Below are 24,838 nucleotides of genomic sequence, written 5' to 3'. Positions count from 1 at the left end.
CCGCATGCGGCGAGGGGGATGGCTCGCAGCGGGCGCTGCCACGGTCGCCGTCGTCGCGGTCACGGCGACCGCCATCGCGGTCTGGCCGCGCCACGATCCGCCCGCGGCGAGCGGGCTCGGACCCCGCTCGAGCAGCGTCACCGCCGAGACGGGCGTGTGCGGATTCCCCGGACCGCTGATCTCGCAGATCGTCGCCGACCGTCCGAGCGACGCCGAGGAGGCGCAGACGCGCGGCTGGGATCTCGAAGTCGACGGCGGGGGCGGGCAGGGCATCGCCGTGACGGCAGACAGCGTGATCATCTCGCACGAGGGCGATGACGGCGAGACGGTGAACGTGCGATACGACCACGCGGGGACGTATCTCGGAACTTCGTCGTACGACTTCGAGCGGGACAGGTCCCAGCCCGCCCACACGAACGGCGCCGCCGCCGTCGCCGACGACGGCACGATCTGGGCGATCGACTCGTACGAAGGCAGGCGTCTTCTCACCGCGTTCTCGCAGGACGGCCGGCACAGTGCGGACTATCCCGTGCCCGCGAGCGCCGAGACGACGGGTCACCCGCTCGACCTGCACGACGTCATCCTGGTCGACGATCTCGAGGGGTCCCCCGCGCTCCTCGTGGGCGAAGGCGAGCACACGATCCACGCCTTCCGTCAGGACGGGACCTACCTCGGCGAGCGGACGGGGCTCCCCGACGCCGTGCAGGCACCGTTCGGTCGCACGTCGGTCGCGGGGATGTCCGCCGTTCCCGGCGACGAGGGCGCGCTGTCCCTCCAGGTCGCGGACGCCTCCACGGGGGCGCTCCTGCTCCAGGTCCCGTTCCGCACGGACGGGGAGGATGCCGCCGCCGGGACCACGCCGACGATCCAGGGCATCCGGGGCGTGGCGCCGGGGCCCGACGGCGACGGCTTCCTCCTCGCGAGCGCCACGGGCATCGAGTGGCTCGACGCGGCGGGCATCCGCAGGGGGCTGTGGACAGACGGCGCGGCGGGCCTGGACCTGTGGGAGACCGGCGGGCTCGCCGAGCACGACGGGACGTACTGGGTGCTGACCCGAGGAGACGGCGTGGACCGCGTGCTCACGCTCACCTCCGACGAGATGAGGTCGGCGCTCACGATCCCCTCCGCCCTCAACGCCTCGAACGAGCCGATCCTCGCGCGCCTCGGCGTCGGCATCGGTGCCGTGACGCATCGCGAGTTCGACCACTTCGACGCGCCCGACGAGCCCGCCGTGTTCCTTCGCACCGAGACCGGATGGGGTCAGCGGCAGGGCGCACCCGACGTGAGCGTCGACGTGCGCTACACGGTGCGCGGCGACCCGCTCTCGCCCTCCCCCGTCCTCCAGGAGGAGCGGACGGTCGAGCCGCCGATCGGCGGCGGCGAGACGCCGCTCGAGCTGCCCGAGGCGCGACCCGGCGCCTACGAGGTCAGTCTCGCGCTCGTCGATCGGGGCAGCGGCGCGATCCTCTCCGGATCCTGCCTGAGGTATTCCGTCGGCGCGGAGGACGCCCCGCTCGACCTCGCCGAGCTCCCGGACGGCGCTGACTGGGGCGGCGCGGGACCACTGCGCGGCGCACAGCTGGCCGCGACGCTCGGCGTGGGCAGCCACCGCATCCAGCTCGACTTCAGCTCGCTCGTTCCCGATCCCGCCGCCACACCCTCGGCGGACGGCGTCGACTGGTTCGCGCTCCCCGGATCCGACACGGGCGAAGACGGCGTCGAGCCGACCGACCCCGAGGCCGCGGGCTTCGCCGACATCGCGGCGGCAGCCGCCCTCGCGAGGCGCGAGGGCGTCGACCTCGTCGTGCAGGTCGGCAGAAGCGGCGAGGGCGAGTGGGCCGCCATCGACGCGGGGACGTGGGGCGGGTGGGTCGGGGTCATCGCCGAGGCGTTCGAGCGCAACGCCCCCGAGATCACGCTATGGTCGGCGTGGAACGAGCCCAACGCCGTGTTCGAGACGCCGTCCGACTTCGCGACCCTCGCCGAGATCCCCTTCGCGGATGCCGTGCACGCGGCGAACCCCGATGCGATCGTGCTGGGCGGGAACACGCTCGGGTTCGACCCCGAATGGTGGCGCGACTCCGCAGAGACGGGTGTGTGCTCCCACATCGACGCCGTCGCGGTGCATCCTTACACGGGCTGGAACCGCTCGTGGGAGGAGGAGGGCTTCGCGGCCGACGGCGGCGGATACGCCGAGCTCCGTGCCGCCCTCGGCGAAGACTGCGGACGGCTCCCGATCTGGGACACCGAATCGGGCTGGACCTCCGACGGCGCCGCGGCGTACTGGGCTCAGGGATCGGATGTCGCGCGCAAGCTCCTCTGGTACTCGCACGAGCGGATCGCCGGATGGACGTACTTCTACAGCGAGGGCGGGTGGGGCGAGAACGGTCTCAGCTGGTCGCTCATCCAGGACGGCTCGTACGTCAAGCCGGGCGGACTCGCCTTCGCCTCCGTCTCACGCCTCCTCGCAGACCGCGATCCCGGAGAGCTCGTGGCGACCGGCATCCCCTTCGCGTACGCGATGCGCTTCAGCGGCAGGACCGACATGGTCGCGGCGTGGACCGACGAGATGCGCGTCGATGCCGTCGTCACCGCCGACGGCGCGGCGGAGGCGCTCACGATCGTCGACCAGTACGGCGCGCGCCAGACCCTTCCCCTGCGCGACGGCCGCGCCGAGATCACCCTCGCGGGAAGCCCCCGCTTCATCCTCGCGCCGGCGGGCACGACGATCGGCATCGAGCCCGTCGAGGCGTTCGGCGACGACCTTCTCGAGGCTCGACACGTGACCGCCAGCTCGACGCACGTCGACGCCGACCCGCAGATCGTGACGTCCGGGACCGTCAACCCGTACCGGCCCTGGCGCTCGGGGCGACTCGCCGACGGCGGGCTCGACGAGACGCCGACGGTCGAGGTGGCGCTCGACGCGCCGACGACGCTCGACCGCATCGCCGTGGCCACGGGGAACATCGTCTGCTGCGAGGCGGGACTGCGGGACTACACCGTGTCGGTGCGCACGGCCGACGGCCAGTGGCGGGTCGTCGCGGAGCAGAAGGACCAGTTCTGGGATCGCGTCGTGCTCTTCTCGTTCGAGCCGGTCGTCGCGACCGCCGTGCGGGTAGAGGTGCCGTGGACGCGGGTGCGCGGCATCCGCGTCCTCGACGTCAACTTCACGGGGTTCGCCGGCGGCCTGCCGCCGCCGTTCATGGGCCTGCAGACCGAGACGGACTACGTCGCCACGATCGCGGCGATCTCGGCGTGGGCGCCCGCACCGTGACGCGGGGCTAGGCGCGAGCGGCGGCCACGGGGGGTCTGGAGACGTCGCGGTAGATCGACTCGTAGCCGGATGCCGTGGCTTCCCACGTGAAGGCGGCGATCCGTGCGTGCCCGTTCTGAGCGAGTCGGGCGGCCGCCTCACGGTCTGCCAGGAGCTCGGTCAGCGCCCGCGCGAAGGCGGGCGTGTCCTCGGGATCGCGGAGCAGACCGTCCTGACCGTCGGTGACGAACTCCGGGGGCCCGCCGCGCGTCGTCGCGAGGAGCGGCACGCCCGCGCGCCACGCCTCGAGCGCGGCGATCCCGAACGCCTCGAAGCGACTCGGCATCACCGACACGGCCGCGCCGCTCAGCAGCGCGGAGACCGAGGGGCGATCGAGGCGGCCGGGGAGGATGACGCGATCCGAGACGCCCAGCTCGATCGCCCTCGCACGCAGCGCCTCCGCCTCGGTGCCGCCGCCACCGATCACGAGCGCGCACTCTTCGGGCAGGTCCGCGGCGGCGAAGGCGTCGACGAGGAGATCGAAGCCCTTCAGCGGCACGAGACGACCGATCGCTGCGATGTAGCGCTCGGGGACTCCCGCGGGCTTCTCGCCGATCGGCTCGTCGGGGTCGATGCCGTTCCAGACGATCCGGCCGCGGCCGGGCGCGAGCCCGAAGCGCTGCTCGAGGTCGACGACGACGACCTGCGAGCACGCCGTCACCGCTGCGGCATCCGTCAGCGCCGCACGCAGGGATGCCCGGGCGAGCGCGGAGGAGTCGAAGACGCCGCCGTCGTCCATGAGGGTCTCCCCGTGAGCCGTCAGGACGAGCGGCGTGCGCCCCAGACCGGCCAGGAGGCGCGCGTACGTGCCGTTCGGCCCGAAGCAGTGCACGTGGATGACCTCGGGTCGCGCCGAGCGCGCCGCCCGCAGCCATGCGAGAACGGCGCGGGGCAGGCGCACGAGGAACCGCAGCACCCCGGCCGCCGAGCGCGACGGAAGCGGCGCGGGAAGGTCCCACACCTCGATGCCGTCCACTTCGCGCACGGCGAACCTGCCGTCGCGCGCGACCGTCCACACGACGACCTCGTGGCCCCGCGCGGTCAGCTGGCGCGCGACGTTGCGCACATGCTCCTCGACCCCGCCGAAGTACGGAGGGTAGGAGCTGGTCGCGAGGGCGATCCTCACGTCGCCCGAGCCGGGGTCCGCGGGATCACTGCTCGATCCATTCCCGCATGCGACGGTCGAAGACGCTCGAGTCGAACTCGAGAGCGCGAGCCGTCATCGCCTGCCGGTCGAGCCCGTCGACGCGCGTCAGCGCCTCGCGCACCTCTGCCCCCGTGAAGTCGTCGATGAGGGCGCCCGTGACGCCGTCGACGACCGTCTCGCTGCCCCCTCCGATCCGCGGCGCGATGACAGGCGCACCCGCCGCCATCGCCTCGAGGGGCATGATGCCGAAGTCCTCGACCGCAGGGAACACGTACGCCGTCGCCCGGGCGTAGAGATTGCGCAGGAGCGCGTCGCTCGGGCGCCCGACGAAGGTGACGCGACCGGGATGCTCCGCCGCGAGCGCCTCCAGGGCGGGGCGCTCAGGTCCGTCTCCGGCAAGCACGACCGGCAGGTCCGCCGCGATGCCGGCACGGATCACGAGGTCGAGACGCTTGTACATGACGAAGCGGGACGCCCCGAACAGGAAGCTCGACGGAAGGGCCTCCAGCACGGCGTCGTCCGCCGCGGAGAGCCCGCCGTCGCCGCGCTCCGCGAAGGCGGCCACGTCGACGGGCGGATTGATCACCCGCGCGTCGCGCCCCCAGAAGCGCTCGACACGCTCGCGGACGAAGTTGCTGACCACGGCGATGTCGTCGGGCTCTGCGGCCCGGCGCCGGTCGAGCGCTCGGAGCCCGGGCCCGGCGAGCCGCTGGCCGAGGCCCCGGCCGCGTTCGTCGTGTCCTGGCTCCCAGATGTACCGCGCCGGGGTGTAGCAGTACACGAGCCGACGGGCGTCGCGCGCGGGTCCGGCGAATCGGGCGTGATGGGCGAACAGATGCGAGAAGACGAGCACCCACTCGGCATCCGCTCGTCCCAGATTCCGCCATGTGGGCGGCATGAGCGGAAGCGCGAGCGCCTTGTGGCTGCGCAGCGGCGTGCGCGCCATCCAGGACTCCCGTACGCGACCGGGGGCGAACCGCCCAGGCTCGGCGTCGCTCCACAGCGTCGTGATGGGTGCGTCGGGATACAGCGCGCCCACGCAGTCGGCGACGCGCTCGGCGCCGCCGAAGCGCTCGATCCACTCGTGCACGATGATCCCGGTCACGGCACTCTCTTCTCGGCCAGAGTCTGCGCGATGAAGTCGCGGATCGACTCGCGAAGCGGGATGCGAGGCTCCCACCCGAACTCCTGTCGCAGGCGTGTGGCGTCGCCTACGAGCGACGACGCGTCCTCGGCACGCCGCTCCTGTGCGCGCACGTGCAGCTCGGGCATATCGCGGCCGAGCTCGTCGCACACGATCGCGAGCACATCGGCGCCCGCGACGGCGCGGCCCGTCGCCACGTTGTACACGGTGTGGGACACGTGATCGGCGAGTGCGACGAGAGTGTAGGCCTGCGCGACGTCCCGCACGTCGGTGTAGTCGCGTCGGGTGTCAAGCCCTCGGGTCGGCAGGCGCTCGCCGTCACCCAGCCTGCGCACCGCGGCCACGAGGTCGGGAACGATGTAGCCGAGCGACTGTCCCGGTCCCACGTTGTTGAACGGGCGCAACACGACGGCGTCGACTCCGCGGGAACGGTAGTACGCGGCCTGGTGCTCCACGGCGGCCTTGCTCACGGCGTACGGCGAGTGCGGGCGCCACGCGGCGCCTTCCGTCACGGGCGCGCCCGAGGGCGAGCTCCCGTAGACGACGCCGCTGCCGGCGATCACGAGGCGTGTCGGCCGACCTGCACGCAGCACGGCTTCGCCGAGCACCGTCAGCATCGCGGTGTTCGCCGTGAGATAGCGCTGGGGATGCGTGAACGACGCGTCGACGGAGGCGAGGCCCGCGAGATGCACGACGACGTCGCCGAGCGCGTCTGCGCTCACGCCTCGCGTGAGGTCCGCCGTGACCACGCGGTCCAGGTCGTCGCGCAGCGAAGGATCGACGTCGACGTTCTGCGAGACGCCGACGACCCTCGCTCCCGACCGACGGAGGACTCTCACCAGATGCCTGCCGACGAACCCGTCCACCCCAGTGACGGTGACGGTGGTCATGCCGTGGCTGGCTCCGTCACGCCGCCCACGCGTGCGCGCTCCCGGTCGAGGTCAGCCGACACCATGCGGTCGACGAGGCCTTCGAAGTCGACCTCGCGTCGCCATCCGAGCACGCTCTCCGCCTTCGCCGGGTTGCCGAGCAGGATGTCGACCTCGGCCGGCCGCAGCAGCGACTCGTCGAGGCGGACGTACGGGTGCCAGTCGTCGACGCCGATGCGGGCGAAGGCGGCGTCGAGGAACTCCTCGATCGAGCGCGTCTCGCCGGTCGCGAGCACGAAGTCGTCGGGCTGGTCGTGCTGCAGCATCTGCCACATGCCGCGGACGTAGTCGCCCGCGTAGCCCCAGTCGCGCTTCGGCCACAGCACGCCGAGGTCGATCGAGTCCTGAAGCCCCAGGTGGATCCGTGCGACGGCGCGGGAGATCTTGCGCGTGACGAACTCCTCGCCGCGGTGCTCGCCCTCGTGGTTGAACGCGATGCCGCACGACACGAACATGCCGTAGCTCTCGCGGTAGTTGCGAGCGATCCAGTGCGCCGTCAGCTTCGCGACGCCGTACGGGCTGCGCGGGTGGAAGAGCGAGTCCTCGTCGTAGCCCTTGCCCGGACGGTTGTAGTCGAGGCCGCCGAACATCTCCGAGCTGGATGCCTGGTAGATGCGCGTCGTCGAGGAGAGGCCGGCGAGACGCACTGCCTCGAGGATGTTGAGCGCGCCCTGCCCCGTGACGACCGAGGTGAGGGTCGGGTTGGAGAAGGAGTACCCCACGTGGCTGAGCGCCGCGAGGTGGTAGACCTCGTCGGGACCGACCGCGTCGACGACGCGGACGAGCGACACGGGATCGGTCACATCGCCCTCGACGAGCCGGACGTAGGGCCGGCTGGCCACGAACTCGGGACGGCGCGGGTTGTTCTGGCCGCGGATCAGTCCGACGACGTCGTAGTCCTTCTCGTGCAGAAACTCCGAGAGATGCCGAGCGTCCTGCCCTGTTATCCCCGTGATCAGAGCGGTACGTCTGTGTGTCATTTTGTTCGCCCCCAGGCTGATTGTCTCCGCGGCGGCATTCCGACACGGATACGCGTAGATCATAGTCTTTGCGGAAGAACGCCGCGTTCCGTGTGCGTCACCCTTGTCGGGAAGGAACATCGTGCCGCCGCGAATCCTGGTCATCGACCACACATCTCAGGAGGGAGGCGGTCAACTGGCCCTCCTGCGGGTCGTCGAGCAGCTCAACGGCGATCGCGCCGACATCCGGGCTCTCGTCTTCTCCTCCGGCGTCTTCGTCGACCGCCTGCGCGCCGCAGGGATCGAGACGGCCGTGCTCGAGCTGGACCCGGCCGTGAACCAGACATCCCGCGACCGCGTCCTGGCCCCCGCGGCACTCGTGCGCTCGCTCGGCCGCTCCGTCGCGTTCGTACCTCGGCTCGCCCGGGCGATCCGCGGCGCCCGCGCCGATGTCGTCGTCGCCAACACGCTCAAGGCCGCCGTCTTCACCGCCCTCGCCGCGCCGCTGGCAGGTCGCCGGTGGGTCTGGCACGTGCACGACAGGATCGCGCCCGACTATCTGCCTGCCCCGCTCGTGGCCGCGCTGCGGGTGCTCGCGGTCCTCGGCCCGCGTGCGATCGTCGTCAACTCCGAAGCGACCCTCGCGACGCTGCCCGGACGGGCGCGGCGCAAGTCCACCCTCGCGTATCCCGGCCTCGCCGCCGACGCCTTCGACTCCCCTTCCGACGGCGCCGACCGTGCCGTCGTCGGGCTCATCGGACGGATCAGCCCGACCAAGGGCCAGCGGCAGTTCCTCGAGGCCGCGGCATCGGTCGCGGAGACGAACCCGTCGACGCGGTTCCGCGTCGTGGGGGCCGCGCTGTTCGGCGAGGACGCGTACGAGTCGTCCGTGCGGGCGCTCCCCGAGGCGCTCGGCATCGCGGATCGCGTCGAGTTCACGGGCTGGGTGCCGGATGCCGGACGGCACCTGCGCGAGCTGGGCGTCGTCGTGCACGCCTCCCCCGTCCCCGAGCCGTTCGGCCAGGTCGTCGTCGAGGCGATGGCCGCGGGGGTCCCCGTCGTCGCGACGGCGGCCGGCGGCGTGCCGGAGATCCTCGACCCCGACGGCACGGCCGACCTCGCGGGCGGCTGGGCGGCGACCGAGGTCGGCGTCCTCGTCCGACCGGGTGACTCGGCAGCCCTCGCGGCGGCCATCCGCGCGATTCTCGACGAGCCGGAGGCGCGCGCGGCCCGTGCCGTGGCCGCCCGTGCCGCGGCGGCCGAGCGCTTCACGATCGAGCGCACGGCGGACGCCGTCTGGCGGGCGTGGCGGGGCGCGGCATCCGGTACCGTAGGGTCGATGTCGTGAGCCTGGGGAGGACGACGCACATGAAGCTGCGCAGCGAGGGCGTGACCTGGCAGGAGATCGACGGCGAGCTCGTCATCCTCGACCTGAAGACGTCCGCCTACCTGACGACCAACGCGGCCGGAACGACTCTCGCGAAGCTCCTCACGGAGGAGCGCTCGCTCGACGAGCTCGCCGATGCGCTGGTCGACGCGTTCGACATCGATCGCCCGCAGGCGCTCGCCGACGCCGACGCGTTCGTCGAGCAGCTCAGCGCCAAGTCGCTGCTGGCGCCCATCGACTGATCCCCCGAGACCACCGGCCCCTCGACTCCTACGGAGACCCGCATGTCCGACCTTCCCCTTCCGATCGACTCGTGGCGTGACCGGTGGAGCGGCGAGCCCGGCGGCTACGTCGTGCTCGACCTCGGCGAGCAGCCGCCGTCCGACCTCTTCCCTCGTCCCGAGGCGCCCGGCCCCGACCCGCGGTACCCGCTGCGCATGGTGATCAGCACCGTGAGCGGCCTCATCCAGCTCGAGGACGACCCGACGACGCCTCAGGAGGTGCTCGGGATCGAGCCGATCGCCGTCGTCAGGCAGGCGGAGACCTCGGTGACGCAGGCGGCGGAGGCGACCTACCTGAAGTCGGGCGACACGGTCTTCGAGTACCCGAGCCCGCACGGCGGCTCGTGGACCGAGCAGCTCGAGGAGCGCGGGCTCGTCCCCGTCCACGAGGGCGTCGCGGACGTCGTGGTCGACAACTTCGGCATCATGCACGATCGCGACCAGAAGGCCGCCCTCGTCGAGCGCGTCTCGCACCTCGCGCCGGACGGCGTCCTCCTCCTGCAGTATCACAACGTGGCCGCGGTCGTCCGGCACGGAATGTGGAACTCGCTCAAGCTCGGCCACTACGGCCTGTACTCGACGCCGGTGCTCGTGCGCATGGCGGAAGAGCTCGGTCTCGTGGCTCTCGACGCGTGGGAGTACCCGCTCTACAACGGCACCGTCCTGCTCGCACTGGCCCGCAAGGGCAGCGCGTGGGGTGACGTGCAGGGCGACACCGTCACCGCGATGATCGGCCGTGAGCTGGCCGAGGGCATCACCGACCCCCACTACGTCGCCTCGCTCGGCCGTGCCGTCACGGAGAGCGTCGAGGCGATCGACACGTATCTCCACGAGGCGAAGGAGCAGGGCCTCACGGTCGCCGGCTACGGCGCGGCGTCGCGGACGGCCTCGCTGCTGTGCGCGGCCGACATCACGAGCGACAAGATGGTCGCCATCGCCGACGGGGCTCCCGGCAAGCACGGTCTCACGATGCCGGTGAACCGCATCCCGATCGTGTCGCCGCAGGATCTGATCGCGCTGCGTCCCGACCGCGTCCTGCTGTTCGTCCCCGACCTCCTCGACGAGGTGCGCAGGACGTACTCCGAGATCGAGGCCAACGGGGGCCGCTGGGTGCTCATGGACCCCACACCGCACGAGGTCGAGCCGGCGTAGCCGCCGACGACGCGAAGGGCCGGCCTCGGGGCCGGCCCTTCGTCGTCGCGTCGCGCGCCTACTCGACCGGCGGAGGCAGCGTCGCACCCAGGACGTCTGTCGCGAACGCGCGCCACGACGGGCTCGACGCGTCACGGGCGCTCAGCTCTCCGTAGGGCGTGCGCCACGGGATGCCGAGCTCGGGGTCGAGCGGATGCACTGCGACCTCGCCGGGGGCGTAGAACACGTCGCTGCGGTAGCAGAAGTCCGCCTCGTCCGAGAGCACCTGGTACCCGTGGAGGCAGCCGCCGGGCACGTACACCTGGCGGTGGTCGACGTCGTCGAGCACGAACGTCTCGACGCGGCCGAAGGTCGGCGACCCTGGGCGTGCGTCGAGGACGACGTCGAGGACGGCGCCCCGAGCGCATCGGGCGAGCTTGGCCTCGCCGTCGCCGAGACGCCCATGAAGGCCCCGGATGCCGCCCTGCGACGACCGCGACTGGTTCTCCTGCACGAACGACGCGGGATCGATCCCCGCGTCGCGCAGCACCGAGACGTCGAGCGTGCGGGTGAAGAACCCGCGGTGGTCGCGGATGGGGGTGGGCTCGAACACCACGACGCCCGGGATCCCTGTCGTGTGGAACTTCATGCCACGCCCGCCTTCGCGAGATAGTGATCGACCTGGTCCTGCGTCACCGCGAGCGGCGTCGCGCCGTCTCGCACACGCTGCTCCCACTCGACCGTGAGGGCGATGGCCTCCGGCACGCGCAGGGCAGGGCGCCACCCGAGGTCCGCACGCGCCTTGGCGGAGTCGACCATGAGGAGTCCCGCCTCGTGCGGACCGCCGTCGTCCTCGTCGATCCACGACGCCCCTTCGCCCCACAGGCGCGCCGCCTCGTCCGCGAGCCCGCCGACGGTGAGCCCGTCCTCCGCCGCGGGGCCGAAGTTCCAGGCCGTGTCGTGGCGAGACGCGTCGAGGCTCTCGGCGAGGGTCAGGTATCCGCTCAGCGGCTCGAGGACGTGCTGCCACGGACGGGTCGCACGGGGGCGGCGCAGCCGTGCAGGACGCCGCTCGGCGAACCCCGCGATGAGCTCCGGGATGAGGGCGTCCGGCGTCGCGTCGCCGCCGCCGATGACGTTTCCGGCGCGTGCCGAGGCGACCGCGAAGCGCTCGCGGGGGAAGGACACGGCGAAGGAGTGCGTCGCCAGCTCGCACGCGGCCTTGCTGGCGCTGTACGGATCGTCGCCGCCGAGAGGGTCGAGCTCGCGGTATCCCCACGGCCACTCGTTGTTGCGGTATACCTTGTCGGTCGTGACCACGACGACGCGATCGACCGATTCGACGCTGCGGGCGGCCTCGAGCACGGACAGCGTCCCGTCGACGTTGACGGAGAAGGTGTCACGGGGCGTCGCGTACGACTCCCGCACGATCGACTGTGCGGCGAGGTGCAGAACGACCTGCGCACCGGATGCCGCGATGGCCTCGGCGACGCCCTCCCCGTCGCGGATGTCGCCGCGCACGTCCTGCTCGAGGAGCTCTCGGAGACCTGCACGCTGGAAGAGGAAGTCATCCGGAGTGGGCAGGGCGTACCCGTGCAGACGCGCGCCGAGACGGTGCAGCAGAACGGTGAGCCAAGCCCCCTTGAAACCGGTATGCCCCGTGACGAAAACCGCTCGTCCATGCCAGTACTCTGAATGCATAGGGCCACGGTACGGTATCCGCGGCGTCCGAAGCACGGTTGCCTACTGGGGGGCAGAATGACCAAGGACGGAACTCTGAGATCGTACGCGCGATCGGCCGACGCGCAGCGTTCGCTGCACCGATACGTGCCGGGCGGGGCGCATACCAATGCACGCGGATCCGACCAGTATCCCGAGGACGCCACGCCGATCATCGTCCGCGGTGAGGGTGCTCGCGTGCTCGATCTCGACGGCAACTGGTTCGTCGAGTACGGGCTCGGGGCGAAGGCCGTGACCCTGGGGTACGGCTACAAGCCCGTGGCGGATGCCGTGGCCGCCGTCGCCTACGACGGCGTCGGCTTCTCGCGTCCCTCCGTGTGGGAGCTCCGTGCCGCCGAGCGGTTCCTCGAGCAGGTGCCGACGGCCGACATGGTCAAGTTCGCCAAGAACGGCTCGGACGTCACCACCGCCGCCGTGAAGGTCGCGCGTGCCGCGACGGGGCGCGACCTCGTCGCCGTCTGCCGCAGCCACCCCTTCTTCTCGGTCGACGACTGGTTCATGGGGACGACGGCGATGACCGCCGGCATCCCCCAGTCCGTCCGCGACCTGACCGTCTCCTTCGTCTACAACGACCTCGACTCGCTGCGCGACCTGCTCGCCGAGAAGGGCGACCGGATCGCGGCGGTCATCCTCGAGCCCGCGACGGGCACGGCGGAGCCGGCGCCCGGGTTCCTCGAGGGCGTGCGCACGCTCACGCAGCAGCACGGCGTCGTCCTCGTCTTCGACGAGATGATCGCCGGCATGCGCTGGTCGGCTGCGGGCGCCCACTCCGTATACGGCGTGACCCCCGATCTGTCGACGTGGGGCAAGGCGCTCGCGAACGGCTTCAGCGTCTCCGCCCTCGCGGGCAAGCGCGAGCTCATGGAGCTCGGCGGCCTGAACACCGACGCGTCCCGCGTCTTCCTGCTCTCGACGACGCACGGCGGCGAGACGACGGGGCTCGCCGCCTACCTCGCGGTCGCGGACGCCTATCAGGAGCGCGACGTCGTCGGCATCATGGAGACGCAGGGCACGGCGCTCAAGCGCGAGCTCGACGTCGTCCTCGCCGAGGCCGGCGTGTCGCAGCACGTGTCGGTGTTCGGGCGTCCCTCGGCACTCGTGTTCGGGACGAAGGATGCCGAGGGCAAGCCCTCGCAGGAGTATCGGACGCTGTTCATCCAGGAGCTGCTCGAGCGGGGCGTCCTGGCCCAGTCGCTCGTCATCTCGGCGGCGCACACCGACGACGACCTGGCCGTGACGGTCGAGGCGTTCCGCGGAGCGGCCGAGATCTACGCTCGCGCCCTCGAGGCCGGCTCGACGGCCGGACTGCTGCGCGGCCGTCCCGTCGCGCCGGCCATCCGAGAGTTCGCAGCACCGCGACGGCTGGGGGCATGACATGAAGGTGGTCCTGTTCTGCGGGGGCCTCGGGATGCGCATCCGCGCGGACAACCAGTCGGCGCCCAAGCCCATGACGCCGATCGGCGACCGGCCGATCCTGTGGCACATCATGCGGTGGTACGCGCATCATGGGCACAAGGAGTTCATCCTGTGCCTCGGCCACGGCGCGAGCGCCGTGAAGGACTACTTCCTCAACTATCGCGAGACGGCCTCGAACGACTTCGTGCTGACGGAGGGCGGAGACGAGATCGAGCTGCTGTCGACAGACATCTCCGAATGGAAGATCACGTTCGTCGACACGGGCCTGAACACCGCGATCGGCGAGCGCCTGCGCCGCGTGCGTCCCTACCTCGACGGTGACGAGGTCTTCCTCGCCAACTACGGGGACGGGGTGTCGGATGCGCCGATGAACGAGCTGATCGCATCGCTCCCCGACGACCATGTGGGGAGCCTGCTGGCAGTTCCGCCGCAGGACTCGTTCCACGTCGTCGGCTTCGACGCCGCCGGAGGCATGACCGGGGTCGAGGCCGTCGCCGACATGGACATGTGGATCAACGGCGGGTTCTTCGTGCTCCGTCAGAGCATCTTCGACTACCTCGAGCCCGGCGACGACCTCGTCATGGACGCCTGCATCAAGGCCGCGGCCGACGGGCGGTTCACGGCCAACAAGTACCGCGGATTCTGGGCATGCATGGACACGCTCAAGGAGCGCGCGTATCTCGAGGAGCTGCACGCCAAGGGCAGCGCTCCGTGGGAGGTCTGGCGGAACCCCGCACCCAAGGCGGACGGATGACATCGACCCGCGTAGGCATCTGGGGTGTCTTCGGCAGGGGCAACTACGGGAACGAGGCGACGCTCGAGGCGTTCCTGGCTCAGCTGGATCCTGCCCGCTTCAGCCCCGTCATCCTGACGGAGGAGCCGGAAGCGGCATCCGGGCTGCACGGCATCCCCGCACGGCTCGTCGGCAGCCCCGTCTCGGGCGGGGGCAACCGCATCGCACGTGCTCTCGGCGCGCTGCGCAATCGCGCGGCATACCTCCGTCACGCCCTGCGGATCGTGGGGGACCTCGACTCCGTCGTCGTGGCAGGCTCGGGCGGGCTCGAGATCGCGCACGCCTTCGGCACCCCGTTCGAGATCTGGGGGCTCAGCGTCGCGACGCGGATCAAGCGCAAGGGCTTCGTGCTTCTCGACGTCGGAGTCGACCGGATCGCCGATCCGCTCGCCCGTCGGTTCATCCGGAGCACGGCTGCGCACGCGGCCTATCGCTCGTATCGGGATGAGCGCTCGCGAGCGTGCATGCGAGACAACGGGCTCGCCGCGGCCTCGAGCGACCCGGTCGTCACGGACATGGCATTCTCGCTCCGTCCGCCGCTGGCAGACGATCGCGATCCGCAGTTGGTCGTCTTCGGCGTCATCGACTACGGCGGCCCCGATCGGCCGGGACCCGGTCCCGCCCACGACAGCTATGTCGCGCGCTGCGCGGCCGTCATCGAGCGCCTCCTGACGGCCGGTCACCGCGTCGTGATCGTCGCAGGCGACGACGGCGACGTCTCCACGGGGCACGAGATCGCGGCGCGCTTCGCCCGGGGCGTCGTGCGTGTCTCGGATGCCTCGACGACGGACGAGCTCGTGCGGGTCATGTCCGAAGCACGCGTGGTCGTCGCGAGCCGCTACCACACGCTCATCATGGCCCAGATGGCGACGACGCCCGTCGTGTCGATCGGCTACAACCTCAAGCATCTCGCGATGCTGGAGCAGCTCGGGGTTCCGGCCGTCCACCGTGACGCGCTCGACTTCGATCCCGACGAGGTCGCGCTCCTGGTGGAGGAGGCAGCGGCGAACTACGATCGGCTGTCAGTCCAGGTGGCCGAGGGCGTGCAGGCGGCGCGAGAGCGTCTCGAGGCGCATTGGCCCGCCGTGCTCGCCGCGATCTCGGGTCGACAGGAGACCGCATGACGTTCTTGACGATCCCGTCCGGTCCGCTCCGCGTGGCCGCGATCGGTGCGCATCCCGACGACATCGAGATCGGCTGCGGCGGCACTCTGCTGACGCTCGCGGCACGCCCGGAGACGGAGGTCCGCTCACTCGTGCTCACCGGCACGCCCGAGCGGCAGGCCGAGGCGCGCGACGCGGCGGAGCTGTTCGGCGCGACGGCCCCGCCGCGGTTCGGCGGGCTCGCGGATGCCCGCCTGCCCTCCGCGTGGGCGGCGGTCAAGGATGCGCTGCACGCGTTCCGGGACGAGTTCCCCCAGCCCGACATCGTGCTGGCGCCGCGACCCGACGACGCCCACCAGGACCACGCGCTGCTCGGCTCGCTCGTGACGACGGTGTGGCGCGGACCCCTCGTGCTCCACTACGAGATCCCCAAGTGGGACGGAGACCTGGGACGGCCGAACATGTACGTGCCGCTGAGCGTCGACACCGCCCAGCGGAAGGTCGAGCTGCTCCACCGCGCGTTCCCGAGTCAGCACTCGCGCGACTGGTGGGACGACGAGTTCTTCCTGAGCCTGCTCCGGCTGCGCGGCGCGGAGACGCTGACGCGGTACGCCGAGGCCTTCACGGCATCCAAAGCCGTCCTGCACGTGTGGTGAAGGGCAACCCCCGATGAGACTCCGTTCGACGTGGTACGACGCCTGGTCGCCCGAGATCGACTCCGCTCTCTCGGCGCTGCCCGCGTCGTCGATGTGTCCCCCCGGCCTCTACGCGACGCTGCTCGAGCGCAGTCTCGCCGAAGGCGGCCGTGCGGCGGTCGTCGAGGACGGGAACGGTCCCGTCGCGGTCGTGGGCCTCGAGCGGGAGGGGCGGCTCCGCTGGCGCAACCTCACGAACTGGCTCATCCCCGGCTTCATCTGCCCGTCCGCCGACGGAATGGCGCTCGAGGCGATCGCAAGCCTGGATGCCGAGATCTCGGTCGCATGGTGGGGGATGCCGGAGGCCGCACGGCATCCGGCGATCCGCGAGTCGCACGACAAGCCGACCTCGCGCCTCGTCGTCGCCGAGCGCGAGGCGTTCTGGCGCAGCTCGAAGATGTGGCGCACGATCGTCAACGCCCGCAACCGCTGCAGCGAGCTCGGCCTGCGGATCGACGAGCCGGGAGACGCCGAGTGGACGATCCGCTCCTGGGCGGCGAAATGGGCCACGCCCGAGGAGCCGAGACCCGAGGCGTCGGCCGACGCGCAGATCGAGATCGCACGTCGGCTCACGGCGGCGGGCCGGCTCGTCACGCTCGTCCTGCACGACGACGGCCGCCCGCTCGCGGGGTCGACCAACTTCATCGACGGCGACACGATCACAGCGGGAGTGCTCTACCGCGATGAGAGCGTCGGCTCCCTCCCGACCGGTGTGCGGATCATCGACGAGCTGTTCGAGTACGCGACGCGCCATGGCATCCGCGAGATCGACCTCGGGGGCGGCCACGCGTACAAGTCGCGGTGGGCGCCGACCGTCGGCGCGGACTACGATCTCGTCCTCGCGCCCACGCTGCGCCACCTCGCGCACAGCGCCGTCCGCACGGTGACCCGGCGGCACTGACGGCGGACGACCCTTCGATTGGACAATGACGTCATGACTCGGCTCACCTTCGGCATCCCCGTGTACAACGGCGAGAAGTACCTGCCCGCCGCGCTGCGCTCGATCCAGGAGCAGGATCTCGCCGACATCCGGATCGTGATCTCCGACAACGGATCGACGGATGCCACGCAGGACCTCTGCCGAGCGGCCGCGGCCGAGGACCCGCGCATCGACTACCACCGCTACGACGAGAACCGCGGCGGGATCTGGAACTACGGCAACGTGCTCGCCCTCGCCGACACGGAGTTCTTCAGCTGGATGGCGGCCGACGACATCAAGCTCCCCCGCTTCGCGAGCGCGTGTCTCGAGGCTCTCGACGCGACGGGCCCCGAGACGGCGTTCGTCTGCCCGCGCACGCAGATCATCGACGCCGACGGCGTCGTCTACGAGGACCTCGACGACCTGGGCCTGGGCGCCGACGCCGCGACGGCGCACGAGCGCATCCGCAATCTGCTGCGGGCGCAGGCGTCGCACCCGATGTACGGCGTCATCCGCATGGACGCTCTGCGCAGGACGCGCGGGATCGTGTCGACGCTCGGCGACGACATGGTGCTGCTGGTCGAGCTCCTGTGCGCGGGAAAGCTGCAGCTCGTGCCCGAGCACCTGTTCCACCAGCGCCGCCACGACTCGCAGGTCTCGGTGCAGGGCGTGAGCTCCTCGACCTGGTTCGCGCCGGGGCAGAAGGCGAACCGCTCCTTCGCCGAGACGATGACGAACGTCGAGCTCTATCGCGGCATCGCGCACAGCGAGCTCCCGTTCGGCGAGAAGCTGCGCTGCTGGGCGACGCTCGGACCGTCATGGGTGTTCCCTCGCTGGCGCGCCGTCGCGCGCGACATCGCCAACGCGGTCGGCGTCAGCCCCGGCGCCGGCAGGCTCCGGGCGCAGCGGGCCGCGCGCGAAGCGGCGTCCGTGCCCTCCGACGACGCGTGACCCTCCTCACGCCGTGCCGGCGGCGATCGCGCCGAGGTACGACGCGCGGGCTGCGGCATCCGGCACATCGTCGTCGAGGGGATTGCGCTCGACGCCTCGACGCCGCACGCGGGACTCGATGACGCGCACCTCGATGCTCGTCCGCACGGCGGCGGCGACAGAGGCGGGCAGGCTCGATCGCGCGCTCGAATAGTACGTGCCGCCCAGCGCGGCGTCGCCGGGGAGCCCGGGGAAGGGCGAGCGCACGTCCACCCCGCGAGCCCGTCGCGCCCAGGCCGTGTCATCGGCCTCGCGCCGCAGTGCGCCAGGCAGGGGCAGTCGGCGGTCGAACACGCGCTCCGTGCGGGCGAGCACGAGCCCGATCCCCGCGCTCATCCCCGTCGTGCCGCACACGTGTGCGACGGCATCCCAGTCGAGGTCGGGCTGCAGCGCGCAGTAGAGGACGTCTCCGAGCCAGGCGAGCCGGTTGGCCCCCGACTGGGCGGCGTGGAACGCGACGTGCACGAGCAGATCCGCGGGGGCGAAGGCCGGCACGCAGACGCCCGTGGCGAGCGCGACCGGCCGCACGCGGGACAGCAGCGTCGCGAGGTCGACGGGGAACGAGCGGCGTGCGCGGGGCGTGACGACCGTTCCCCAGTGGAGGTCGATGGCCAGGCCCGAAGGCCCGCGCAGCGCGAGCTCTGCTCTGTTCTGCCGCGCGATCTCGGGCCAGTTGCGGTCGACGAGCGCGAAGCCGCCGCTCTCGAGGAGCGCGAGCGCCTCGCCGAATCGCGCCGGGTGGACGAAGACGTCGAGATCGGCGAACTCGCGCATGATCGAGTGGGGCCACACGGCGTCGGCCAGCACGGGGCCCTTCGAGACCGCCCACGCCATTCCCGCCCCATCGAGGATCCCCGCGATGACGCCCACGTCGCTGCCCGCGCGCAGCTGCCGCAGCACCTGGTCGAGATGTGCCCGATCGAGCGGGGCGCGCCACTGCGGCGGGGCGTCCGGGGCCGCAAGGACGCGCCGGCGGATCGCAGGGCGCACACGATGGAGCTCGCCGGCCGCGAGCACGCGGTCGGCGGCCTCGTCCGCGACGCCCGCGGGCAGCGGGCCCGTCGCCCCCGTCACGCTCTCGACGAGAAGCCGCGCGAGGGGCCGAAGCCGATCGCTCACTCGACCCTCTCCGCCGGCGCGAGGAAGTCGCTCAGCGCTCGGGCGAGGCCGTCGGGAAAGGGCGGGCCCCACGGCACGTGCGCCACGACGACGGGCACGCGGGCCGCCGTCTGCGCCGCGACGCGGAGGACGCTCGAGAGCACGGGCTCGTGCCGCCAGCCCATGAGACGCGGGAACGACATGAGGGCGACCGTCGCGTCCCTGTGGCCGAGCCGTTCGAAGCGGAGGGGCGAGCCTCCTCGGTCGGGCGCGGGGATGACGATCGCCTTGAGGGGGACGGCGTCGGCCGTCGTGTGCCGCGGAGCGACGACGTCGCGCGCATCCGCGCTCGTGCGCCGGCTCGCGCCCGCGACACGATCGGCGAGCTCTTCGATGCCGGGTCGCAGCCGGAGCTCGCGCGATCCGCGGCGCACGGTGGGAACGCCGTCGGAGTCGTCGACGACGAGCACGTCGTCGGTGACGACGGATGCCCCGTCCGCGCAGAAGAGCGTCGCCATCGTCGTCTTCCCCTGCCCGGAGTGGCCGATGAAGGCGACGACCTCGCCGTCGACCTCGACCGCGCTGCCGTGGAACACGGGCGCGCCGCGCAGATAGAGCAGCAGCGAGAGGAGCGTGCCCGTCGTCATGACGCCGTCCATGCCCGGCGCCGCCGAGTCGTGCATCTCGAGCTCGACGGAGCGCAGATCCTCCGAGACGTGGAAGTCGCACACGCTGTGCACGCGGAAGTGCCACGAGCCGTCCGCCCGCTCCACGAGCGTGTACCAAGGGCCGTCGGTCTCGAAGTGGAGTCTGACCTCGCCGTCCGGCAGCGACGGCCACTCGCGCAGCGGCTCGCGCGTGACGACGGTGACGTCGATGCGGGCGGGGACGTCGCCCGCATCGTGGAGGTCGAAGTCGGCGTCGACGCCGAGCCCGTAGAGAAGTGCGCGCGTCACTCGGTCATCCCGTCGGGTCGGCTCAGCACGCGGTACTTCTCCGCCCCGTCGGGGTCGAGTCCGACGCCGTCGATCTCGACCCAGGCGTGGGCGGCCACGACGCCGTCGGTCTTGGCGACGCCGATGCGCAGGATGGGGTCGTGCGCGCGCAGGAAGTATCCGCCCACGAGGGCGCGGCGAAGGCACGTCCCGTTGAACGGGGGACGGCGGAGCATCCGCCATGCCGTGTCGAGCTGCTCCCGCTCGCGAGCCGAGAGCTCGACGAGCGTCGTGGCGCCGACGGGCGCGGCGACGCCGTCCATCACGACCCTCACCCGTCCGATCCGGGCCGCCTGCTCGACGCCGCCTCGTCGCAGTGCCCGCTCGACGCGTGCCACGAGCGTCGCGGCGACGACGAGATCCCCCCACCGGCGCGGAGGGTAGGAGAGAAGCGTGCGGACGCGGTGCCTAAGTGCCATCGGGTACCAACGGTAACCCGTGGTGGGAGAGCCATGCCGCGTGGAGGTGATAGGCCGTGAGGATGCGGGGGCCCTCGAGCCAGACGCGCCGCAACGACTCGACGTCGACGTACTCGGGATCGAGGCCGCTGCCGTCCCACTCCCGCGCGAACTCCTCCTCGCGCGCACGCCATCGGGTCGTGTTGAAAGCCGCCTTGGTCGATCTCGCGAGCACGCTGTCGGGGAGGAGGTCGGAGAACAGCCACCGCATCATCGCGGTGCGATCGCCCAGCCCGAACGTGCCGGCCGCGCGCGAGACGGCGTCGACGAACCGCGGGTCCATGAGCGGGTTGACGGCGACCGAGCCGAACTCGGCGGCGGAGGCCTCGAGGTTTCGCCGCCCCACGTAGATGGGTGGCTGGCTCATCATGTACCGGAACCCGCCCGCGGCCGACAGCGGCTCGTGCGACCAGTGCGCGAACGCCGTGTGCAGGCGTTCCCGTGCCGCGGGGGTCCGCCACGCGTAGTGGCCGCCCTCGGGCGTCGAGCGCGGCGGGAAGAAGGTCGGGCGCACGAGCCGGAGCGCGCGCCTCGGACGCAGATCGCGCACGGCGTCGCCGAGCGGTGTCAGCCGGCGCCCCCCGATCATCATGTCGCCGCCCTCGCCCGACAGCACGGCGCCGGGGCTCAGGTGCTCGTAGATCGCGGACTGCAGCTGCACCGACTCCGGCCAGACGAGACCGTGCCGGCGCAGGGCCCGCTGCGCCGCGTCGCCGAGCCATGACTGCTCGCCGTCGAACTCGAGGATGATCCGTCGGCCGATGCCGAGGTGCGCGAACACCAGCTCCTGCCACTCCGACTCCTCGGCGGCCGCGTCGCCGACGTGACGCACGGTGACGGGGATCGGCTCGTCCGCGCCGATCCCGCGGGCGACCTTCTGCGCGACCGCGAGGATCGCCGAGGAGTCACGGCCGCCCGAGAACAGGACATAGGTGGGGCGGTCTCCGAAGGCCTGCGCGACGAGCGTCTCGAGAAGCTCGCGCACGGGCGGCCTCGGGCCGCGCCGCCGCGGGATGCCGATCGGCGGGTGCTCCGTCGGGAAGCCCAGGCCCGACTCGACGCCGACGAGCCTGTCGAAGCGCGGATGCGCGGCATCCGTCTGCACTGCCATGTGAGGGTTGTCCGAACGCGGTGATGGGTGGGCGACGGTCGTCACCCACCCATCACGTGATTCGCGTCAGCGCGAGCCGAACGGAACCGGGATCTGCAGGCCCCACACGTAGACGCTGTCCTCGAAGCTCAGGTCGAGCTTGTCGCCCCGAGTGACGTCGGAGAAGCGCCCAGCCTCAGTGATCTTCGGTGCCTCGTATGCCATTGTCGATCTCCCCAGATATGCGTGACCGCCACGAAGACCATGGCGGCCAGATGCAGGCTATCAGTCGCTTACCACACTCTTCGATCACGATGAGGTATCGCTCGTGTCGAATGCCGGCGGAGGCTCCCGATCGGGGGCCGAGTACGCTCCTCATGTGCAGAACACGGAGCCGGGGCGCTCGCGCAAGAGCGCCGGACGGCTCGTCCGTCTCATCGGATTCAGCCTGTCGCTCGTGTGGTCCGCCGCGCGGGGGCCCTTCGTGTGGCTGCTCGTGCTCCAGCTCGTCGGTGCGAGCCTGCTCGCGCTTCAGGTCCTCGCCGTCCAGTGGGTGTTGGACGGGATCCTCGAGGTCGGCGCGGGCGGATCGTCGCCCGCCTCCCTCGTCGCCGCGGTCGTCGCACTGGCCGCCCTCACGGCAGCGAGCGCCGTCGGCGGCTCGATCCAGGGGTCGCTCGGCCGATACGTCGGCGAGTCGGTCGCACGTGCCATGTGGCAGCGGGTGCTCGACGTGTCGACCCGAGTGAGCCTGCGGCAGTTCGAGTCGCCCGAGTTCTTCGACCGGCTCGACCGCGTGCGCACGTCCGCCCTGACGCGGCCGTTCCTCGTCACGAACGGCGTCGTGTCCTGCATCGGCGCGGCAGCGGCGGGAACGGGGCTCGCGCTCACCCTCGCCACGTTCAACCCCGTGCTCCTGCCCCTGCTGCTCCTGAGCGCCGCCCCCCTGCTGTTCACGAGCCGCACCGAGAGCCGGCTCGAGTTCCGCTTCAACGTCGCTCAGACGCAGGCGCTGCGTCGCCGCCAGTACGCCGCGATCCTCCTCACGGGACGCGACGAGGCGAAGGAGGTGCGCGCGTTCGGCCTGGCAGGCAACCTCCGTGCGCGGTTCGACGCGCTCTATGCGCGCTATCTCGCGGACCTCACCGTCCACCTGCGCGGGCGCGGCGCGCTCAACGTCGCAGGGCAGCTGGTCTCGGCGGTCGTCCTCGGGGCGACCCTGCTGATCCTCGTCTGGCTGATCTCGATCGGCGGCCTGAACGTCGCGTCCGCGGGAGCAGCCCTCGTGGCGGTCCGGATGCTGGCCTCTCAGGTCCAGTCGCTCACAGGAGGCATCCAGACGATCTTCGAGTCCGGGCTGTTCATCGACGACATGGACGCGTTCGTCGCGCTGTCGCCCGCCGATCCGGATGCCGACGCGGCCGCGGAGCCGCTCGAGTTCACGTCGATCGAAGCCCACGACGTCGCGTTCACGTATCCCGGCCGCGAGACCCCCGCGATCGACGGCGTCAGCATGAGGATCGGGCGCGGCGAGGTCGTCGCGCTCGTCGGCGAGAACGGGTCGGGCAAGACGACCCTCGCGAAGATCATGGCGGGGCTCTACCCGCTCGATGCGGGCCGCGTCGAGTGGGACGGGACGGATGTCGCGCACCTGCCGGCGGGCGCCGTGCGGGCGAGCACCGCGGTCATCTTCCAGGACTTCGTCCGGTACGCGCTGGACGGCCGCACCAACATCGCCTTCGGCCGTCCAGAGCGAGAGCCGGACGAGGAGCGCGTGCGCGCAGCGGCTGCGGCATCCGGGGCCGACGCCTTCCTCTCCGCCCTGCCCGCCGGCTACGACACGCCCCTCACGCGGCTCTTCGAAGGAGGCAGCGACCTGTCGGGAGGGCAGTGGCAGCGTGTCGCGATCGCGCGTGCGTTCTACCGGGACGCCCCCCTCGTCGTGCTCGACGAGCCCTCGGCAGCCCTCGATCCCCGCGCCGAGTTCGAGCTGTTCTCCTCGCTGCGCGACTCGCTCGAGGGGCGCTCCGCGATCGTCATCTCGCACAGGTTCTCGACCGTGCGCAACGCCGACCGGATCTACGTGCTCGACGAAGGGCGCATCGCGGAATCTGGCACGCACGACGAGCTCATGTCGGCCGACGGCGTCTACGCCGAGCTCTTCCGCCTCCAGGCTGCGGCCTATCTGCCCGACGAATCGAGCACGCGCGAGAACCGCGACGAGGACGGGCGTTGATCCGACGTCGTCAACGGTCCGGATCCGCCCTATGATCGAGCCGCGGGCCTGTGGGAGGCCCGGCTGGGGGTGCTGGCTATGGGGACGTCGTCTGTGGGCAAGCCTCGTGAAGCATGGGTGGATGCCGCGAAGGGCATCGCGATCATCCTGGTCGTCTTCCTGCACGCCACGTTCGACGACTTCAGCGCGATCCCCGACTGGAAATGGCTCGGCTACTTCTCGACGCTCGAGACCTTCCGGATGCCATTGTTCTTCTTCACGGCCGGGATCTTCTCGTCTCGCGCCCTCGCGAAGACCCTGCCGCGGCTGATCGACGATCGCCTCTTCCGCCTGATCTGGCTCTATCTGCTCTGGTCGACGATCGGCGTGTTCGCCGCCCAGCTCTTCCCGTTCGTGGCCGAGACGGGGGCGCCCGGCTGGTGGCCGCTGCCGCTCATGATCATCCAGCCGAACCCGGCGACGTGGTTCATCTACGCGCTCATCGTGTACTTCCTCGTCGCGTGGTGCATCAGGCGCCTGCCCGTCTGGCTCCAGCTGACAGGTGCCGCCGTCCTGTCGCTCCTGTTCCACGCCGAGGTCATCTGGTTCGGATCGTCCGAGTGGACGAAGGTCGGGGAGTACTTCTTCTTCTTCCTGCTTGCGGTCTTCCTCGGCCCGCGACTGGTCGCGATCGTTCCCCGCATCCGCATGCCTACACTGTTCATCGCGCCCGCCGTGTACGCCGTCCTGACTCTGGCCGCGAGAAGGTTCGGCTGGGAGGGCACGCTCCCGATGTGGTTCACGCTGAGCTCCCTCTCGATCCTCGCGGGGTGCAGCGCCGCGATCCTGCTCACGCACGTCCCCGGGTTCGGCTGGCTCGTGAAGCTCGGATCGCGGACGCTTCCCGTCTATCTGCAGCACTTCTACGTGCTTGCGCTCGCGTACTACCTGCTCTCTCTCATCCCCGTGTTCCCATCGGTGCTCGTGCCGTTCGTGATCCCTGCGCTGACGGCGATCGCGATTCCGACGAGTCTG

22 protein-coding genes and 1 pseudogene are annotated in these 24,838 nt (G+C 71.3%); 12 read left to right on the top strand and 11 right to left on the bottom strand.

What is annotated here, in order from left to right; translation table 11 throughout:
* Window positions 1-4 precede the first annotated feature (4 nt).
* Window positions 5-3,274: a galactose-binding domain-containing protein gene (locus FHS08_RS08005; protein ID WP_167037687.1), complete on the top strand. Its 3,270-nt coding sequence runs from the start codon at window positions 5-7 to the stop codon at window positions 3,272-3,274.
* Window positions 3,275-3,281: 7 nt separating this feature from the next.
* Here FHS08_RS08005 and FHS08_RS08000 read toward each other — a convergent pair whose 3' ends face one another.
* The 4 genes from FHS08_RS08000 to FHS08_RS07985 are packed head-to-tail and all read right to left on the bottom strand — an operon-like array spanning window position 3,282 to window position 7,513.
* The gene (locus FHS08_RS08000; protein WP_167037684.1) at window positions 3,282-4,439 is read right to left on the bottom strand and encodes a glycosyltransferase; all 1,158 of its coding nucleotides are present in this window, start codon (window positions 4,437-4,439) and stop codon (window positions 3,282-3,284) included.
* A 25-nt stretch (window positions 4,440-4,464) separates the two neighbouring features.
* Window positions 4,465-5,565 carry a glycosyltransferase gene (locus FHS08_RS17130; RefSeq protein ID WP_167037681.1) on the bottom strand — a complete coding sequence of 367 codons (1,101 nt, stop codon included), beginning with the start codon at window positions 5,563-5,565 and terminating at the stop codon, window positions 4,465-4,467.
* On the bottom strand, window positions 5,562-6,494 hold the full coding sequence (locus FHS08_RS07990; RefSeq protein ID WP_167037678.1) for an NAD-dependent epimerase/dehydratase family protein: 933 nt from the start codon (window positions 6,492-6,494) through the stop codon (window positions 5,562-5,564). The genes FHS08_RS17130 and FHS08_RS07990 overlap by 4 nt, the downstream gene beginning before the upstream one ends.
* Entirely contained in the window at window positions 6,491-7,513 is a 1,023-nt protein-coding gene (locus FHS08_RS07985; protein ID WP_167037675.1) for a GDP-mannose 4,6-dehydratase, read from the bottom strand. Before FHS08_RS07985 ends, FHS08_RS07990 begins: the two co-directional genes overlap by 4 nt.
* A gap of 121 nt (window positions 7,514-7,634) precedes the next feature.
* Here FHS08_RS07985 and FHS08_RS07980 point away from each other — a divergent pair, with 121 nt between their 5' ends.
* From FHS08_RS07980 to FHS08_RS07970, 3 genes are read left to right on the top strand one after another with little or no spacing between them, the layout of a single operon-like run.
* Window positions 7,635-8,840: a glycosyltransferase gene (locus tag FHS08_RS07980; protein ID WP_167037673.1), complete on the top strand. Its 1,206-nt coding sequence runs from the start codon at window positions 7,635-7,637 to the stop codon at window positions 8,838-8,840.
* The gene (locus FHS08_RS07975) at window positions 8,837-9,121 is read left to right on the top strand and encodes a PqqD family protein (protein WP_341800361.1); all 285 of its coding nucleotides are present in this window, start codon (window positions 8,837-8,839) and stop codon (window positions 9,119-9,121) included. The genes FHS08_RS07980 and FHS08_RS07975 overlap by 4 nt, the downstream gene beginning before the upstream one ends.
* Before the next feature lie 42 nt (window positions 9,122-9,163).
* Window positions 9,164-10,312 carry a class I SAM-dependent methyltransferase gene (locus tag FHS08_RS07970; protein ID WP_167037671.1) on the top strand — a complete coding sequence of 383 codons (1,149 nt, stop codon included), beginning with the start codon at window positions 9,164-9,166 and terminating at the stop codon, window positions 10,310-10,312.
* 58 nt (window positions 10,313-10,370) lie between these two features.
* Here the strand turns inward: FHS08_RS07970 and FHS08_RS07965 are convergent, their stop codons facing one another.
* Both FHS08_RS07965 and rfbG read right to left on the bottom strand, forming a co-directional pair.
* Window positions 10,371-10,940: a dTDP-4-dehydrorhamnose 3,5-epimerase family protein gene (locus FHS08_RS07965; protein ID WP_167037668.1), complete on the bottom strand. Its 570-nt coding sequence runs from the start codon at window positions 10,938-10,940 to the stop codon at window positions 10,371-10,373.
* Window positions 10,937-11,992: a CDP-glucose 4,6-dehydratase gene (gene rfbG, locus FHS08_RS07960; protein ID WP_167037665.1), complete on the bottom strand. Its 1,056-nt coding sequence runs from the start codon at window positions 11,990-11,992 to the stop codon at window positions 10,937-10,939. The genes FHS08_RS07965 and rfbG overlap by 4 nt, the downstream gene beginning before the upstream one ends.
* A gap of 57 nt (window positions 11,993-12,049) precedes the next feature.
* Here rfbG and FHS08_RS07955 point away from each other — a divergent pair, with 57 nt between their 5' ends.
* Genes FHS08_RS07955 through FHS08_RS07930 form a run of 6 tightly spaced genes read left to right on the top strand, consistent with a single transcriptional unit; the run spans window position 12,050 to window position 17,908 of the window.
* Window positions 12,050-13,405, top strand: coding sequence for a glutamate-1-semialdehyde 2,1-aminomutase (locus FHS08_RS07955; RefSeq protein ID WP_167037662.1), 1,356 nt, complete (start codon window positions 12,050-12,052; stop codon window positions 13,403-13,405).
* A gap of 1 nt (window position 13,406) precedes the next feature.
* Entirely contained in the window at window positions 13,407-14,201 is a 795-nt protein-coding gene (locus tag FHS08_RS07950) for a glycosyltransferase family protein (protein WP_167037658.1), read from the top strand.
* Window positions 14,198-15,364 (top strand): polysaccharide pyruvyl transferase family protein, encoded by a 1,167-nt coding sequence (locus tag FHS08_RS07945; protein ID WP_167037655.1) that lies wholly within the window; start codon window positions 14,198-14,200, stop codon window positions 15,362-15,364. The genes FHS08_RS07950 and FHS08_RS07945 overlap by 4 nt, the downstream gene beginning before the upstream one ends.
* Window positions 15,361-15,999 (top strand): PIG-L deacetylase family protein, encoded by a 639-nt coding sequence (locus FHS08_RS07940; RefSeq protein ID WP_167037652.1) that lies wholly within the window; start codon window positions 15,361-15,363, stop codon window positions 15,997-15,999. The genes FHS08_RS07945 and FHS08_RS07940 overlap by 4 nt, the downstream gene beginning before the upstream one ends.
* Before the next feature lie 13 nt (window positions 16,000-16,012).
* Window positions 16,013-16,939 (top strand): GNAT family N-acetyltransferase, encoded by a 927-nt coding sequence (locus FHS08_RS07935; protein ID WP_167037649.1) that lies wholly within the window; start codon window positions 16,013-16,015, stop codon window positions 16,937-16,939.
* Between the two features lie 33 nt (window positions 16,940-16,972).
* Window positions 16,973-17,908, top strand: a complete 936-nt coding sequence (locus FHS08_RS07930) for a glycosyltransferase family 2 protein (RefSeq protein ID WP_167037645.1) — start codon at window positions 16,973-16,975, stop codon at window positions 17,906-17,908.
* Between the two features lie 6 nt (window positions 17,909-17,914).
* Here the strand turns inward: FHS08_RS07930 and FHS08_RS17265 are convergent, their stop codons facing one another.
* The 5 genes from FHS08_RS17265 to FHS08_RS07905 all read right to left on the bottom strand — a co-directional run bounded on the left by FHS08_RS17265 (window position 17,915) and on the right by FHS08_RS07905 (window position 21,813).
* Window positions 17,915-19,066: a nucleotidyltransferase family protein gene (locus FHS08_RS17265; protein ID WP_167037643.1), complete on the bottom strand. Its 1,152-nt coding sequence runs from the start codon at window positions 19,064-19,066 to the stop codon at window positions 17,915-17,917.
* Window positions 19,063-20,001, bottom strand: coding sequence for a hypothetical protein (locus FHS08_RS17260; protein WP_167037640.1), 939 nt, complete (start codon window positions 19,999-20,001; stop codon window positions 19,063-19,065). Before FHS08_RS17260 ends, FHS08_RS17265 begins: the two co-directional genes overlap by 4 nt.
* Window positions 19,998-20,459: a lasso peptide biosynthesis B2 protein gene (locus FHS08_RS07915; protein WP_167037637.1), complete on the bottom strand. Its 462-nt coding sequence runs from the start codon at window positions 20,457-20,459 to the stop codon at window positions 19,998-20,000. Before FHS08_RS07915 ends, FHS08_RS17260 begins: the two co-directional genes overlap by 4 nt.
* Window positions 20,449-21,609, bottom strand: coding sequence for an asparagine synthase-related protein (locus tag FHS08_RS07910; protein WP_167037633.1), 1,161 nt, complete (start codon window positions 21,607-21,609; stop codon window positions 20,449-20,451). Before FHS08_RS07910 ends, FHS08_RS07915 begins: the two co-directional genes overlap by 11 nt.
* 66 nt (window positions 21,610-21,675) lie before the next feature.
* Window positions 21,676-21,813: a lasso RiPP family leader peptide-containing protein gene (locus tag FHS08_RS07905; RefSeq protein ID WP_167037630.1), complete on the bottom strand. Its 138-nt coding sequence runs from the start codon at window positions 21,811-21,813 to the stop codon at window positions 21,676-21,678.
* Window positions 21,814-21,967: 154 nt separating this feature from the next.
* Between FHS08_RS07905 and FHS08_RS07900 the strand changes: the two genes are divergently transcribed.
* Together FHS08_RS07900 and FHS08_RS07895 are read left to right on the top strand one after the other, a co-directional pair.
* Window positions 21,968-23,824, top strand: coding sequence for an ATP-binding cassette domain-containing protein (locus FHS08_RS07900; protein ID WP_167037627.1), 1,857 nt, complete (start codon window positions 21,968-21,970; stop codon window positions 23,822-23,824).
* A gap of 78 nt (window positions 23,825-23,902) precedes the next feature.
* Window positions 23,903-24,823 (top strand): annotated as a pseudogene (locus FHS08_RS07895) (acyltransferase family protein); the annotation flags it as partial.
* Between the last annotated feature and the right edge of the window lie 15 nt (window positions 24,824-24,838).

Origin of the sequence: Microbacterium ulmi (genome assembly GCF_011759705.1) — a bacterium.
In the GTDB taxonomy this organism is placed as follows: domain Bacteria; phylum Actinomycetota; class Actinomycetes; order Actinomycetales; family Microbacteriaceae; genus Microbacterium; species Microbacterium ulmi.
The sequence above is the reverse complement of the archived record's forward strand: the minus strand, read 5'-3'. Positions and strand labels throughout refer to the sequence as shown.

What these genes read in the sequence shown, in the direction of transcription:
- FHS08_RS07905 (WP_167037630.1), bottom strand. Translation starts at nt 21,813, where the DNA reads ATGGCATACGAGGCACCGAAGATCACTGAGGCTGGGCGCTTCTCCGAC.
- FHS08_RS07970 (WP_167037671.1), top strand. Translation starts at nt 9,164, where the DNA reads ATGTCCGACCTTCCCCTTCCGATCGACTCGTGGCGTGACCGGTGGAGC.
- FHS08_RS07950 (WP_167037658.1), top strand. Translation starts at nt 13,407, where the DNA reads ATGAAGGTGGTCCTGTTCTGCGGGGGCCTCGGGATGCGCATCCGCGCG.
- FHS08_RS07965 (WP_167037668.1), bottom strand. Translation starts at nt 10,940, where the DNA reads ATGAAGTTCCACACGACAGGGATCCCGGGCGTCGTGGTGTTCGAGCCC.
- FHS08_RS07955 (WP_167037662.1), top strand. Translation starts at nt 12,050, where the DNA reads ATGACCAAGGACGGAACTCTGAGATCGTACGCGCGATCGGCCGACGCG.
- FHS08_RS07985 (WP_167037675.1), bottom strand. Translation starts at nt 7,513, where the DNA reads ATGACACACAGACGTACCGCTCTGATCACGGGGATAACAGGGCAGGAC.
- rfbG (WP_167037665.1), bottom strand. Translation starts at nt 11,992, where the DNA reads ATGCATTCAGAGTACTGGCATGGACGAGCGGTTTTCGTCACGGGGCAT.
- FHS08_RS07940 (WP_167037652.1), top strand. Translation starts at nt 15,361, where the DNA reads ATGACGTTCTTGACGATCCCGTCCGGTCCGCTCCGCGTGGCCGCGATC.
- FHS08_RS07915 (WP_167037637.1), bottom strand. Translation starts at nt 20,459, where the DNA reads ATGGCACTTAGGCACCGCGTCCGCACGCTTCTCTCCTACCCTCCGCGC.
- FHS08_RS07910 (WP_167037633.1), bottom strand. Translation starts at nt 21,609, where the DNA reads ATGGCAGTGCAGACGGATGCCGCGCATCCGCGCTTCGACAGGCTCGTC.
- FHS08_RS07945 (WP_167037655.1), top strand. Translation starts at nt 14,198, where the DNA reads ATGACATCGACCCGCGTAGGCATCTGGGGTGTCTTCGGCAGGGGCAAC.
- FHS08_RS08005 (WP_167037687.1), top strand. Translation starts at nt 5, where the DNA reads ATGCGGCGAGGGGGATGGCTCGCAGCGGGCGCTGCCACGGTCGCCGTC.
- FHS08_RS07930 (WP_167037645.1), top strand. Translation starts at nt 16,973, where the DNA reads ATGACTCGGCTCACCTTCGGCATCCCCGTGTACAACGGCGAGAAGTAC.
- FHS08_RS07990 (WP_167037678.1), bottom strand. Translation starts at nt 6,494, where the DNA reads ATGACCACCGTCACCGTCACTGGGGTGGACGGGTTCGTCGGCAGGCAT.
- FHS08_RS07935 (WP_167037649.1), top strand. Translation starts at nt 16,013, where the DNA reads ATGAGACTCCGTTCGACGTGGTACGACGCCTGGTCGCCCGAGATCGAC.